The organism is Citrobacter sp. Cpo015 (assembly GCF_030333035.1).
GTDB classification, from domain to species: Bacteria; Pseudomonadota; Gammaproteobacteria; order Enterobacterales; family Enterobacteriaceae; genus Citrobacter; species Citrobacter portucalensis.
This window is the reverse complement of the sequence record NZ_JAOWGS010000019.1, coordinates 88,360-100,128: the sequence shown is the minus strand read 5'-3', so window position 1 is coordinate 100,128 and position 11,769 is coordinate 88,360. Positions and strand designations below refer to the sequence as shown.

Below are 11,769 nucleotides of genomic sequence, written 5' to 3'. Positions count from 1 at the left end.
CGCGTCATCAGAAGAACAGTGACGGATCGCCCGCCCGTTTGGTCAGGCGACCGTTTGCCATAATGCCCATGGTTTCCAGCCAGCGTTCAAACTCCGGCGACGGACGCAGGTTCAGCAGCTGACGCACGGTCGCGGTGTCATGGAAGGCGGTGGTCTGATAGTTGAGCATGATGTCGTCACCGAGCGGCATGCCCATGATGTAGTTGCAGCCAGCGGTGGCGAGCAGAATCATCAGGTTTTCGTTAAGGTTCTGGTCAGCATCAGCATGGTTGGTGTAGCAGCAGTCGCAGCCCATCGAGATGCCGCTCAGCTTGCCCATAAAGTGATCTTCCAGACCCGCGCGAATAATCTGACGGTCGTTGTAGAGATACTCTGGCCCGATAAAGCCCACCACGGTGTTCACCAGGAACGGATCGTAGTGACGTGCCAGCCCGTAGTTACGCGCTTCCATCGTCACCTGATCGGCACCGAAGTTCGCGCCCGCGGAAAGCGCAGACCCTTGCCCGGTTTCGAAGTACAGGCAGTTTTCCCCGGCGATACGGTTGAACTCAGCGCCCACTGCGCGCGCTTCATCCAGCATGGCCAGTTCAACGCCAAACTCTTTTAAGCCTTTTTCGCTACCGCAGATACTCTGGAAAATCAGCCCGCCCGGCGCGCCGCGACGAATCGCTTCGATCTGGGTAGTCACGTGTGCCAGTACGCAGCCCTGGGTCGGGATGTTGAATTTGTCGATAACGCCGTACACGGTATCCAGTACGCGGCTTAAGTTTTCCACGTCATCCGTTACCGGGTTAACACCAATCACCGCATCGCCCGCTCCGAAGGACAGCCCTTCGTAGATTTGTGCGGCAATACTCTGCACGTCATCACGGGTGTCGTTCGGCTGCAAACGGCAGCTGAAGGTGCCCGGCAGACCGATGGTGGTATTGGCCTTTTTGATCACCGGCATTTTCTTACCGCCGTAGATCAGGTCCGCGTTAGAGCAGATTTTTGCTACCGCAGCGACCACTTCCGACGTTAACCCTTTGCGCGTAAACGCAATGTCATCAACGGAGGTTTCATCGCTCAGCACGTACTCGCGCAGCTCGCTGATACTCCAGTTTTTGATACGGTTATAGGCCGTCTCGTTGACGTCATCCTGAATCAGACGAGTAACACAGTCCTCTTCATAGGAAATCACCGGGTTATTGCGGATATCCGCCACCGTCATTTCCGACAGTACCTGCTTGGCCGCCACGCGCTCCTGCGAACTGGTTGCGGCCACTCCTGCCAGCACATCCCCCGAACGCAGTTCGTTGGCTTTTGCCAGCACCTCTTTAACATCCTTAAACTGATAAACATTGCCGAACAATGTGGTCTTTAGTTTCATAAGTCGTTCCCTCAGGAAGGAAATGCGAGTGATTTCACCGTCACCGGCACAACCGATCCGCCAAAAAGAGGCGTACCAATGTCGATATAGTCCCCCGCCCGGACAACCACCTCATCGATGACTGCCAGCGGGTGTTGCTGTAACTGTGGGCGTAACAGCATGCCCAGGGCCTTACCAAAATCCTGCTCGGCTACCACCAGCAGGGGATGCGGATTCGGATAGCGCGCGACAAAGGCCAGCAGCGCATCAATCACCGTTAACAGCGCGGCATAGCGCACCGGCAGCGAACCGGGCAGCGCCAGCACGTAGGCGTCCGTTTGCGGGTCCAGATCGAGCTGCATTAGCGCCTGTTGCCAGGCGGCCACCAAATCAGCCTCATTAACCGGAATCGCCACCGGCAGATTGCGCAGCGGAAGCGCCACGCCTTCCAGCCAGATGGTGCTGCCCGAAAGCGACAGCGTATGCGCACCGGCGCCAATCACCGTGGCGCGCACGGTTTGCGCCGGGAACTGCACGTTCATCTCACGCAGGCGCGGATGTTCATGCAGTGCCGTTGCTAACAGCGGGCCAATGTCGGAAAAACAGAACGGATCGGCTGGTTGGTTGCGGTAGCACTCGCCCACCCCGCCGGACAACGTAATCACTTCCGGTTTCACGCCCGCCGGTAACAGGCCGGTTTGCATCAGCGCCTGCGCCAGCGGTGATAACGTGCCGTCAATCACCTCCACAATCAGCGCCGCCATCCGTCGGGCTACCTGAACAAGCTGCGCCGCATTGAGGATTCGGGCGTCGGTGCCCGGACCAAATACGTCATCAACAATCATCTGCCCCGGCTGATGCGCATGTACTACTCGCCCCTGGCCGTCCGTTTCCAGCAGTCGCCCGCCGACGTTGAGGCAAGCCGAACCGCTGACCTTTCCGGCATCAAACAGAACGTAGTTCGACGTACCGCCACCAATGTCGATATTCAGTACGCAGCACAACTTCTGCTCGGACAGGGTTTGTGCCCCCGCACCGTGACCGGCAATCACCGATTCCAGATGCGGTCCGGCGCTGGCCACCACAAAATCCCCCAGCGACTGAGAGAGCGCCATCACCGCCGGGCGCGCATTACGGGTTTTGGCACTTTCTCCGGTGATGATGATCGCGCCGGAATCGACAGTCTCAGGTGCAATACCCGCCGCCTGATACTGGGCGAGGATCAGCGCCTTAAGTTCGGCCTCTTTCAACCCGCCCTGCTTATCAACGGGGGTAAAGAACACCGGGCTTTGCCAGCTAATTTCGCGTTTGATGAATTCGTAGCGCGGCACCTGCGACACTGCCGCACGGTTGACTAACTCAAGGCGCGAGAAAATCACCTGAGTGGTAGTGGTGCCGATATCGATACCGACGCTCAGTAGCTGGCGAGTATTCACGATTGCGCCTCCGGGTTGGTTTCTACTTCTGCTGGCACATCTTCATCTTTCGGTACCAACAGCATAGCCACACCAATCGCCGTCACGCCGCCAATCAACTTGCCGACAATCATCGGGAAGATCATCGCGTTCATGTTGGCAGCGGCGAAGCCTAAGTGGTCACCCAGTGCAAAGGCCGCGGAGACCGCAAAGGCGCAGTTGATCACTTTGCCGCGGGTATCCATATTCTTCATCATGCCGAACATTGGGATGTTGTTCGCCAGCGTCGCAACCATACCGGCAGCCGCAATATTATTGATTTTTAACAGGTTACCGACGCTCATCAGCGGTTTTTCAAACCAGCGGGTCAGCAGCAGTACCATTGGGTACGCACCGAGCAGTACGCAGGAAATAGAACCGATAACTTCGATGGCGCGCATCACTTCACCTGGCTTGTCGCCCGGAGCCATGAAGATAGGATCAAGACCAGGGATCAGCTCCCAGCCGAGCAGGAATTTGACCACTGCTGCTGCCAGGCCGATGGTGATCAGCGCCACCAGGAATTTCGCGAAGATCTGGAAGCCGTTGATCATTTTTTCCGGGATGAATTTCAGTCCCAGCGCCACCAGCACAGCCACGATCAGCACCGGGATCATATTCATCAGGATCAGCGCGAAGGTGAACTCCACCGGCTGCCCGTTGATTTCGACGCCGGAGTACATCGCAATCAAACCGCCCGCAATACAACCAATCGGAATGGTGACAATACCCGCCAGCACGCCCAGCGCCAGATAACGACGGTCAGACGGTTCAATAATCCCCAGCGCAACCGGAATGGAGAAGACCAGCGTCGGCCCCATCATCGCCCCGAGGATCAGGCCAGAGTACAGCCACGCCGCAACGTCGCCGCCCGCCAGTTCTTTCGCCAGGAAGAAGCCGCCCATATCGCACGCCAGCAGCGTTCCGGCAAACATCGACGGATTCGCGCCCAGCATTTCATACAGCGGAATAATCACCGGCCCGAGCACATGCGCCAGAACCGGTGCCAGCGCGGTCATACCGACCATCGCCAGGCCCAGCGCGCCCATCGCCATAAAACCTTCTTCAAACTGGCCGCCCGATCCCTCAATACTCTTACCGAACTTACCGAGGAAGCGTGCCGAACCGCCGAACTGCGACAGGATCCTGTCCACGGCGGCAATCAGCATAAAGAACATCATGATGTACATGATGATTTCGTTAATTCCCATAGCCCCTACTCCCTGTCATTTGTGATTTGTAGGCCGGATAAGACGTTTACTTCGCCTCCGGCATTAACGCCGTGTTATTGCCGGATGGCGGTGCGAGCACCTTATCCGGCCTACAGGCATTACCCGGCAGCCGCGTACAGGTCGATGATCTGTGCCTGCGTGGCGGTGCGTGGGTTACTGCGAATACAAATATCCTCCAGCGCGGCGTGAGCCCATGCGCTGTACTGCTCGGGCTTTGCCCCAACGTCAGAGAGTCGTTTGGTCTGGCCCACTTCGCTAATCAACTCGCTGACCGCGTTGATAGCATCACGATCGTCCGATTTCTTGTTGGTTAACGCGCGTCCGATATGGCTAAAGCGCTCACGACACACCATGCGGTTGAATCCCATTACCGTGGGCAGCAGCATGGCGTTAGCCTGTCCGTGCGGGATGTGCAACGTCGCTCCCGGCTGGTGCGCCATCGCATGGCACAGGCCAAGCCCAGCGCTGGAAAACGCCATCCCGGCCATACAGGAAGCCAGCAGCATGCTTTCGCGCGCAGCCAGATCCTGACCGTAGCCGACGGCCTTCGGCAGCGATTTACCGATCATCGCTATCGCGCCAATCGCCAGGCTGTCGGTAAACGGCGTCGCGTTCAGTGCGCTATACGCTTCAACGGCGTGCGTCAGTGCATCAATCCCGGTCATCGCCGTTACGTGCGCAGGCACGCCTTCCGTCAATGCGGCGTCAAGGATCGCCACATCCGGCATCAGGGTTGCGTGGGCCAGTACTTTTTTGAGTCCGGTCGCGGCGTCGATAATCACCGTGACGTTCGTGGTTTCTGAGCCCGTTCCGGCGGTAGTCGGTACGGCAATCAGCGGCAGACGCGGGCGTAACACGCTACGCTCGTCCATGTCAGCCAGCGTCTGGGTAGGATTGGTCACCAGCAACGCCACTGCCTTGGCGGCATCCAGCACGGAACCGCCGCCGAAAGCCACGACACCGTCGCACTTTGATTCACGCAGTTGCGCGACTGCCGCGCAGACGTCCGTAATGCACGGTTCACCAACCGGACATGGCCACAGCGTCATTGCCACACCTTTCATCGCCAGGCTGCGCTCCAGTGCGGCGGTCATCCCCGCCTGATGCAGAAAGCTGTCAACCATGACGAACATATGCGTCAGTCCGCGCGTTTGTGCTTCCTGTCCGCAGGTACTAAGCGCTCCCAGTCCACATAACGTAACCGGGGGAACGCTAAACGTTTTTACGCGTTGCAGATTCAGGGTATCGAATGCCTGAAAGAGCGCGGTCTGCAATTCAGCTTGCATAGATTCCTTCCGCTTTTTCTTTTCCGCTGTTTGCAATCGCCAGCGGAGTCATAAACAGGCTGTGCTGGGGTAAATGCACCTGCAGCTCCGGGAAACGCTTACGGAACAGTTCATCAACGCCTGGCTGCATACAGGAGCCACCCGCCAGCCACAAATCAGCGACATCCTGTCCGGCAATATGGTGCGCCACGATTTCCGCCATCTTTTCGTAGACAGGCTTCACCACCGGCCAGATTTCTTTGCCATTGCTGCGCTTGTACTGCTCGGCTTCTTCCAACTGGATACGACGGTTCCCGGCCAGCGTCAGAGAGATATGGTGCCCGCCAGTCGCTTCATCAGCGGAGTAAGTCACTTTGCCCTGTTTAACAATCGCAATCCCGGTAGTGCCACCACCAATATCCACCACGCCGGCGTTATCAAGCTGCAACAGATCCGCCACCGCGGTTGGTTCGTCGAGGACATGGCTCACTTCAAGCCCGGCAGACTCCAGCACGTTAATAGAGATGCGTGGGTCAGTTCCCGGTGGAAACGAGGTTGCCGCATGGGTAAAACGGCAACCCAGTTGTTGTTCGAGCGTATCGAGATGGCGACGAACGATGGTCACCGCACCAAAGAAATCCCAAACGATGCCATCGCGCACGACATCGGCCCAGTCCAGGCAAACCGCGACCGGCTGTCCGTCACTGTCCACAACCATCGACACCACATCACACGTTCCCAAATCAATGCCCAACCACAGCGGTGAATCGCTCTTTGCGGGCGTCTGGTTACATAGCGTTGCCGCTTTTAGCAGTCTGGGTGTCAACCAACGTTGTTCGTCGTGCGCCATCTCATTTACTCCTTATACAATTCTGAAGGCGTCTACCAACACACAGCGACGCAGACGCACAAACGTACGCGCACTGGTCACCCCTTCCCCGGTTGGTGTGGTAATAGTCATCGTGGTCCAGCCTTCACCGCCCAGTCCAAGACCGGCAATGCACGGTCCGTTCTTAACGAAGATGCTGGTATCAATGGCGTTTGCCATACGGTTCATATTTTCGATATTGCGTGAGTGCATCGCCGCCGTATGGTGGCAGCCGCCTTCCAGCTTGACCGCCAGTTCAATGGCTTCATCGACGTTGGCAACCCGCACGACCGGCAGCACCGGCATCATCAGTTCGGTAACGGCAAACGGATGCGTCGCGGAGGTCTCTACGAATAACAGACGGGTTTGCTCCGGTACGTTCAGACCAATCGCCGCAGCGATTTTTCCGGCATCGCGCCCGACCCAGTCACGACTGACCGTGCCTTTACCGCGCTCATCGATATTTTTCAGCAGCACCGGCTGCAGCTGTTCGGCCTGAGCCGCGGTCAGTTTCACCGCATGCTGGCTTTCCATCAGACGCATCAGTTCATCAGCGACGCTATCGACCACGATCAGCACTTTTTCATCGGCGCAGATGATGTTGTTGTCAAACGATGCACCTTTGACTATCGACTGCGCCGCGCGTGCCAGGTCAGCCGTTTCATCAACCACCACTGGCGGATTACCCGCACCAGCGGCAATCAGACGTTTGTTGGTGTGCTTACGCGCGGCGTCCACCACGGCTTCACCACCGGTAACCACCAGCAGGCCGATACCCGGGTACTTGAACAGACGCTGGGCAGTCTCGATATCCGGGTTGGCAACTGTCACCAACAGGTTTGCCGGACCGCCTGCGGCAACTACCGCCTGGTTAAGCAGAGTGATAGCGCGCTGAGAGACTTTTTTCGCCGCCGGATGCGGTGCGAAGACCACGCTGTTACCAGCGGCAATCAGGCTGATGGCGTTGTTAATGACGGTCGCGGCCGGGTTGGTGGATGGAGTTACCGAGGCCACCACGCCCCACGGTGCGTTTTCAATCAGCGTCAGACCGTTATCGCCGGTCAGAACCTGTGGAGACAGGCATTCCACACCCGGCGTGCCGCGCGCCTGCGCCACGTTTTTGGCAAATTTATCTTCGACGCGTCCCATGCCGGTTTCAGTGACGGCAAGTTCCGCTAATTCTCTGGCGTGCTTTTCGCCCGCCTCACGTAGGGCCGTGATAGCCAGTTGGCGCATGGCGACGCTTTTCAACCCCTGCTGGGCTAGTTTTGCTGCCGCCACTGCGTCATCCAGGGAGGCAAAAACGCCCATTTCTTGAACGGCACTGACGGGTTGGCTGCTGTCTTTCATTTTCAGCAGTACCGCTTTCACGACCTGTTCAATATCCTGTTGATTCATGATTTTCTGCCTTATTTATGGAAGATCACCTGACCACCTGCCACCACTTCATCGACAATGCCAATCACGCACAGATCGACAGGCGATGATTCATTCCGGTGCGCCTGACGGGCGGAGCTTCCGCTGACCAGCAGCACCCACTCTCCGGTTCCCGCCCCGATGCTGTCGATAGCAACAGCACATTGCCCGTCGGGATTTCCCTGGGCGTCAATCATTTCCACCATCAGCAACTTGTCGTGCGCGAGCCCCTGATGGCGTACGGTACAAACAATTTGTCCTGTAACGATTGCCAGTTTCATACGCGCCTCCGTGGCATATTTCAGGTAAAACCTCCCCCTACCCTCCGCAGAAGGTAATGTGAAAAGGAGAGAGGGTGACGCCAGCAATGAAGTCTGTGGCGTCACATGGACGACTTACATGTCGTTGCTGTCGCCTTTAAAGCTGATCGGGAACACTTCTTCCAGATCGCCGTGCGGACGTGGGATCACGTGTACTGAAACCAGCTCGCCAATACGCTGTGCTGCCGCAGCACCTGCGTCCGTTGCAGCTTTACATGCCGCTACGTCGCCACGGACCATGGCAGTGACCAGACCGCCACCGATCTGCTTCACGCCAACCAGTTTCACCCGTGCCGCTTTAACCATTGCGTCAGAAGCCTCAATCAGTGCAACCAGGCCCCGGGTTTCAATCATTCCTAATGCTTCCATTGTGTTTTCCTCTCATTAAGGGGTCCAGAACGGGACCTAAACAACCAGTGTTTGTGAGGCGTTTTCACGACTCACGTCAGTCTGGCGCGGCACTGCTGCCACCAACGCCAGTTCGATAATTTCCTGTACGCTACAGCCACGAGAGAGGTCGTGAAGCGGTGCGGCAAGCCCTTGAATCAACGGACCTACTGCGCGATACCCTCCCAGACGCTGAGCGATTTTGTAGCCAATATTGCCTGCCTCCAGCGATGGGAAGACCATCACATTGGCATTGCCCTTTAACGGACTGGCGGACGCTTTTTGCGCTGCGACATCCGGAACAAAGGCGGCATCAAATTGCAGTTCTCCGTCCACGGTAAGCTGCGGGGCACGCTCACGAACGATCTCGGTCGCCTGCTGCACGTTAGCGACGTTAGGATGGCGAGCACTGCCATTACTTGAAAACGACAGCATAGCCACGCGCGGCTCTTCACCAGTGATCGCCTGCCATGTCTGCGCGCTGGCAATCGCAATATCCGCCAACTGTGCAGCGGTGGGCTGCGGCACGACGCTGCAATCGGCAAAACCTAATGACGGACCAAGGTACTGCGGCAGCATCAGGAAAATTGACGACAGCGTTTTACAGCCAGGCTGTAGCCCGATAATGCGTAATCCGGCACGCAGCACGTTCGCTGTTGATGAGAGATTGCCCGCAATACAGACGTCAGCTTTACCCGCGCTGACCATTGCAGCGGCGAACATCAGCGGATCGTTGAGTTTTTCCAGCGCATCCGCAGGCGTTTTATCTCCCGCGCGAGCCAGCCAGCGCAGCGCAAACTCTTCGCGCATTGGCTGATTGCTTTGCGGATCGATAACCTGAATGCCATCCATTGCCACCCGGTGGCTGAGGGCAAACTGGCGCAGCGCAAACGGACTGGCGACGAGAATGGGATGTGCCAGACCGTGCTGATGCAGGTAATTCGCCGCCTTCAGCACCCGGACATCCAGCGCATCCGGGAACACCACCCGTGCCGGTGAGCGTTGGGCGAGTTGACGAGCACGTTCAATGATCATTGCTTCTCCCCCAGTCGCTGTTGAATTTGGTTAACCGTCAGCGGATGCTTCGCAACGCTCAGAATCATCATCACGTAGACCGTACTGGAAAGGCGGTTGAGCGCCTGCATAATGTCCGGTCGCATAACCTCAAAACTGCGAGTGATGAACACCTGGGCCGCCACCGTCTCCGTTTCACGGACTTTGGTACGCAGCAGATTAAGCAGCGCGCAATCACGTCCGTGGCTGGCTTCAGGCACCAGATGGTCGTGGTCCAGATAGCGCAGCGGTTGATGCGAAAGACGGTGTAAATCTTCGTCACTTAAACCCACGACAGCTTGTGCTGCCAGCGGCTCATCCATGGCGTCAGCGCGCATAATATTGCCCAGGCGCGAGCGGATATCCGCCAGCCACGGCTGCCACGGTTCTGCCATCTCAATCTGCAACCACACAGCCAGGGCGATGGTGCTGTCCAGCGCGGCGCGAAATCCCAGCCGAGGGTCACTTTTGGCGACCATCTTGTCCGCCGTCAGATGCGTCAGGGTGTCCGGTTTCTTCGCCACCGGTTGATGGCACAGTTCGCAGCTGGCCTGTGGATGCGTATCGCTGCTGGTTAATCCATGCACCGGCTGCGGCTGCTGTTCTTCGTCATCAATAAACAGGCTGCCCTGCTCGTCGATAAACTTAATACGCAGATGTCGGCTTTCCAGTAATTCCCGGGCAGACGGCGTCAGGCGAGCGTCAGCGGGGAGATGAATTTCAGCCCCTTCGCTGAGCGTATGATTCGCTCTGAGCCATGCTTCGGTAATGAAATCCTTCATACATCCGCCTTAGCAGGACTGCCAGTTCGCAGGCCAGGCCACATACAGAAACTTCACCGTCGATGGCGTACCAAATTCGATGCTGGAACCTTTCGGGATAAACATGACGTCCCCGGCTTTTGCAATCATGGTTTCGCCTTCGTGGCGAACGTGCAGCTCGCCTTCCAGAATCATGTCGATTTCGTCGTAGTTCAGCGTCCATGGGAAAAAAGCGTTATCCCACTGCATGAACCCGGCGGCCATGCTGCTACCGTCCTGGTCGGTCACCAGATCGGTTAAGCCCACGCAGTGCGGCTGCGCGCCGTCAAAACGACCAAACTTCACGCTGCTACCGTCGATGACTTTGACGCCGCCTTTGCCGGTTACCGAGTTAAAGCTCGGCTGCATTCCGCCCTGCTCCAGCGACTGCTTCTCCTTCATAACTTTGTCCATCAGCTGGGCGACCAGGCTTTCGGTAAACTGCCCTTCCGGTAACTGCGCAATGATGGTTTCGCGAATGCGCTGGCTTTCCGTTTTGCCATCATCAACCGCCGCCGGTACAGCAGCAGTTGGCGCGGATTCATCGCATTCACTGATGGTAACGCCCAGCAGCTCCGCAACTTCGCGCGCCTCCGGGGTAATGATGCTGGCGCGCAGAACAACCGACATTTCCTGTTCGCCGCGTGCGTGGGCCGCACGAATATCGTTAGCTGTGATGAGTTTTTTCACCTGCCCTTTCCTCCTTTTGGCTGAGCTCAGTCAGATAATCCACCAGGTGCTGCACGCTGCGCGGGTCATGGCTATTGAGCTCAAAAATCGGCTCCTGAAACCCCATCCCGCGAAGTAGTTGTCGCGTTGCGGCGACGTCGGCATCCGGCATGTCCGTTTTACTGATAACGGCGATTTGTCGTTTACTGGCGCCGATATCCAACAGCCCGGCAGGTAAGCGACTTTCTTTATCATTTGCCGCGTGTATATAAATCAACGTATCGACATCCTGCAGCGTGGTAATTAAGGCGTGATACCAACGCGGATGGCTAAAATATTCCCCTGGCGTATCGATATCGCCATTTTCATTAAACTCCACGGCCTGTGTTTTTCTGGCGAGGGAATAATTCCCCTGTAGCGCATTAAAGAGCGTTGTTTTCCCCGCCCCCACCGTACCGACAAATGCAATACGTTTCATCGCCGCCTCTGATTAACTTTTTGTCAGGTTGCACAAAGTGAAATTTAATAATCGACCCAGACCACTTACCGTCTGTAATAACGCTTCTTCTACTGCGCCTACCGAACCGTAGATCACCAGTGCGCCGCTGAATCTATCGAGAAAACCGATATGTACATCCGCCGCCTTCATGGCTAAGTCACCGGCAATCATCGCGGTTTCGCCTGGCGTCAGCGTCATTATGCCGATAGCGCCCGCTTCGGGTACGCCGATCTTTTTCGCTAATTCCTCGCCGGGGTGCGCAATGAGATGCGCCAGCGTGACCTGTTTCCCCGGCACAAATTCCTGAATAATGCGTTCTTTTTCCATTGCTCACCGCCTCCGCTAAAACTGCCCTCATCGTGGCAATTTTTTGTCAGAGTAAATAACAAAATTCGGCAACCAGGTTTAAAAGGTGAAGTAGATCACTAAGAAAGGGAAAATAAAAAGGCGCGGGAGAA

Annotated in this window: 13 protein-coding genes; all 13 read right to left on the bottom strand. The window is 56.8% G+C overall.

The genetic code is table 11. From position 1 onward, the window contains the following. Positions 1-7: 7 nt before the first annotated feature. Positions 8-1,369 carry an ethanolamine ammonia-lyase subunit alpha gene (gene eutB / locus OGY67_RS00515; protein WP_003038029.1) on the bottom strand — a complete coding sequence of 454 codons (1,362 nt, stop codon included), beginning with the start codon at positions 1,367-1,369 and terminating at the stop codon, positions 8-10. Positions 1,370-1,380: 11 nt separating this feature from the next. Further along, positions 1,381-2,784 carry an ethanolamine ammonia-lyase reactivating factor EutA gene (gene eutA / locus OGY67_RS00510; RefSeq protein WP_071446821.1) on the bottom strand — a complete coding sequence of 468 codons (1,404 nt, stop codon included), beginning with the start codon at positions 2,782-2,784 and terminating at the stop codon, positions 1,381-1,383. Next, a complete protein-coding gene (gene eutH / locus OGY67_RS00505; protein WP_003835043.1) occupies positions 2,781-4,013 on the bottom strand; it encodes an ethanolamine utilization protein EutH in 1,233 nt (410 codons plus the stop codon). Before eutH ends, eutA begins: the two co-directional genes overlap by 4 nt. 119 nt (positions 4,014-4,132) lie before the next feature. Further along, positions 4,133-5,320: an ethanolamine utilization ethanol dehydrogenase EutG gene (gene eutG / locus OGY67_RS00500; RefSeq protein ID WP_008785420.1), complete on the bottom strand. Its 1,188-nt coding sequence runs from the start codon at positions 5,318-5,320 to the stop codon at positions 4,133-4,135. Further along, positions 5,310-6,149: an ethanolamine utilization protein EutJ gene (gene eutJ, locus OGY67_RS00495; RefSeq protein ID WP_048234757.1), complete on the bottom strand. Its 840-nt coding sequence runs from the start codon at positions 6,147-6,149 to the stop codon at positions 5,310-5,312. Before eutJ ends, eutG begins: the two co-directional genes overlap by 11 nt. Before the next feature lie 12 nt (positions 6,150-6,161). Further along, positions 6,162-7,565, bottom strand: a complete 1,404-nt coding sequence (locus OGY67_RS00490; RefSeq protein ID WP_003835050.1) for an aldehyde dehydrogenase family protein — start codon at positions 7,563-7,565, stop codon at positions 6,162-6,164. Positions 7,566-7,576: 11 nt separating this feature from the next. Continuing rightward, entirely contained in the window at positions 7,577-7,864 is a 288-nt protein-coding gene (gene eutN, locus OGY67_RS00485; RefSeq protein ID WP_003038011.1) for an ethanolamine utilization microcompartment protein EutN, read from the bottom strand. Positions 7,865-7,978: 114 nt separating this feature from the next. Further along, positions 7,979-8,272, bottom strand: a complete 294-nt coding sequence (gene eutM / locus OGY67_RS00480; protein WP_003835054.1) for an ethanolamine utilization microcompartment protein EutM — start codon at positions 8,270-8,272, stop codon at positions 7,979-7,981. A gap of 36 nt (positions 8,273-8,308) precedes the next feature. Next, positions 8,309-9,325: a phosphate acetyltransferase gene (gene pta, locus OGY67_RS00475; protein WP_286573095.1), complete on the bottom strand. Its 1,017-nt coding sequence runs from the start codon at positions 9,323-9,325 to the stop codon at positions 8,309-8,311. Then, positions 9,322-10,125, bottom strand: a complete 804-nt coding sequence (gene eutT / locus OGY67_RS00470; protein ID WP_003835057.1) for an ethanolamine utilization cob(I)yrinic acid a,c-diamide adenosyltransferase EutT — start codon at positions 10,123-10,125, stop codon at positions 9,322-9,324. The genes pta and eutT overlap by 4 nt, the downstream gene beginning before the upstream one ends. A gap of 9 nt (positions 10,126-10,134) precedes the next feature. Continuing rightward, positions 10,135-10,833, bottom strand: a complete 699-nt coding sequence (eutQ, locus tag OGY67_RS00465) for an ethanolamine utilization acetate kinase EutQ (protein ID WP_032944171.1) — start codon at positions 10,831-10,833, stop codon at positions 10,135-10,137. Beyond that, on the bottom strand, positions 10,811-11,290 hold the full coding sequence (gene eutP / locus OGY67_RS00460; protein WP_003037998.1) for an ethanolamine utilization acetate kinase EutP: 480 nt from the start codon (positions 11,288-11,290) through the stop codon (positions 10,811-10,813). Before eutP ends, eutQ begins: the two co-directional genes overlap by 23 nt. A 12-nt stretch (positions 11,291-11,302) precedes the next feature. Then, a complete protein-coding gene (gene eutS / locus OGY67_RS00455; protein WP_003037995.1) occupies positions 11,303-11,638 on the bottom strand; it encodes an ethanolamine utilization microcompartment protein EutS in 336 nt (111 codons plus the stop codon). Positions 11,639-11,769: the final 131 nt, after the last annotated feature.

Excerpts from the sequence above, each read along its gene's own strand:
- eutB (WP_003038029.1), bottom strand. The coding sequence starts at position 1,369 with ATGAAACTAAAGACCACATTGTTCGGCAATGTTTATCAGTTTAAGGAT.
- eutH (WP_003835043.1), bottom strand. The coding sequence starts at position 4,013 with ATGGGAATTAACGAAATCATCATGTACATCATGATGTTCTTTATGCTG.
- eutG (WP_008785420.1), bottom strand. The coding sequence starts at position 5,320 with ATGCAAGCTGAATTGCAGACCGCGCTCTTTCAGGCATTCGATACCCTG.
- eutJ (WP_048234757.1), bottom strand. The coding sequence starts at position 6,149 with ATGGCGCACGACGAACAACGTTGGTTGACACCCAGACTGCTAAAAGCG.
- OGY67_RS00490 (WP_003835050.1), bottom strand. The coding sequence starts at position 7,565 with ATGAATCAACAGGATATTGAACAGGTCGTGAAAGCGGTACTGCTGAAA.
- eutN (WP_003038011.1), bottom strand. The coding sequence starts at position 7,864 with ATGAAACTGGCAATCGTTACAGGACAAATTGTTTGTACCGTACGCCAT.
- eutM (WP_003835054.1), bottom strand. The coding sequence starts at position 8,272 with ATGGAAGCATTAGGAATGATTGAAACCCGGGGCCTGGTTGCACTGATT.
- pta (WP_286573095.1), bottom strand. The coding sequence starts at position 9,325 with ATGATCATTGAACGTGCTCGTCAACTCGCCCAACGCTCACCGGCACGG.
- eutT (WP_003835057.1), bottom strand. The coding sequence starts at position 10,125 with ATGAAGGATTTCATTACCGAAGCATGGCTCAGAGCGAATCATACGCTC.
- eutP (WP_003037998.1), bottom strand. The coding sequence starts at position 11,290 with ATGAAACGTATTGCATTTGTCGGTACGGTGGGGGCGGGGAAAACAACG.
- eutS (WP_003037995.1), bottom strand. The coding sequence starts at position 11,638 with ATGGAAAAAGAACGCATTATTCAGGAATTTGTGCCGGGGAAACAGGTC.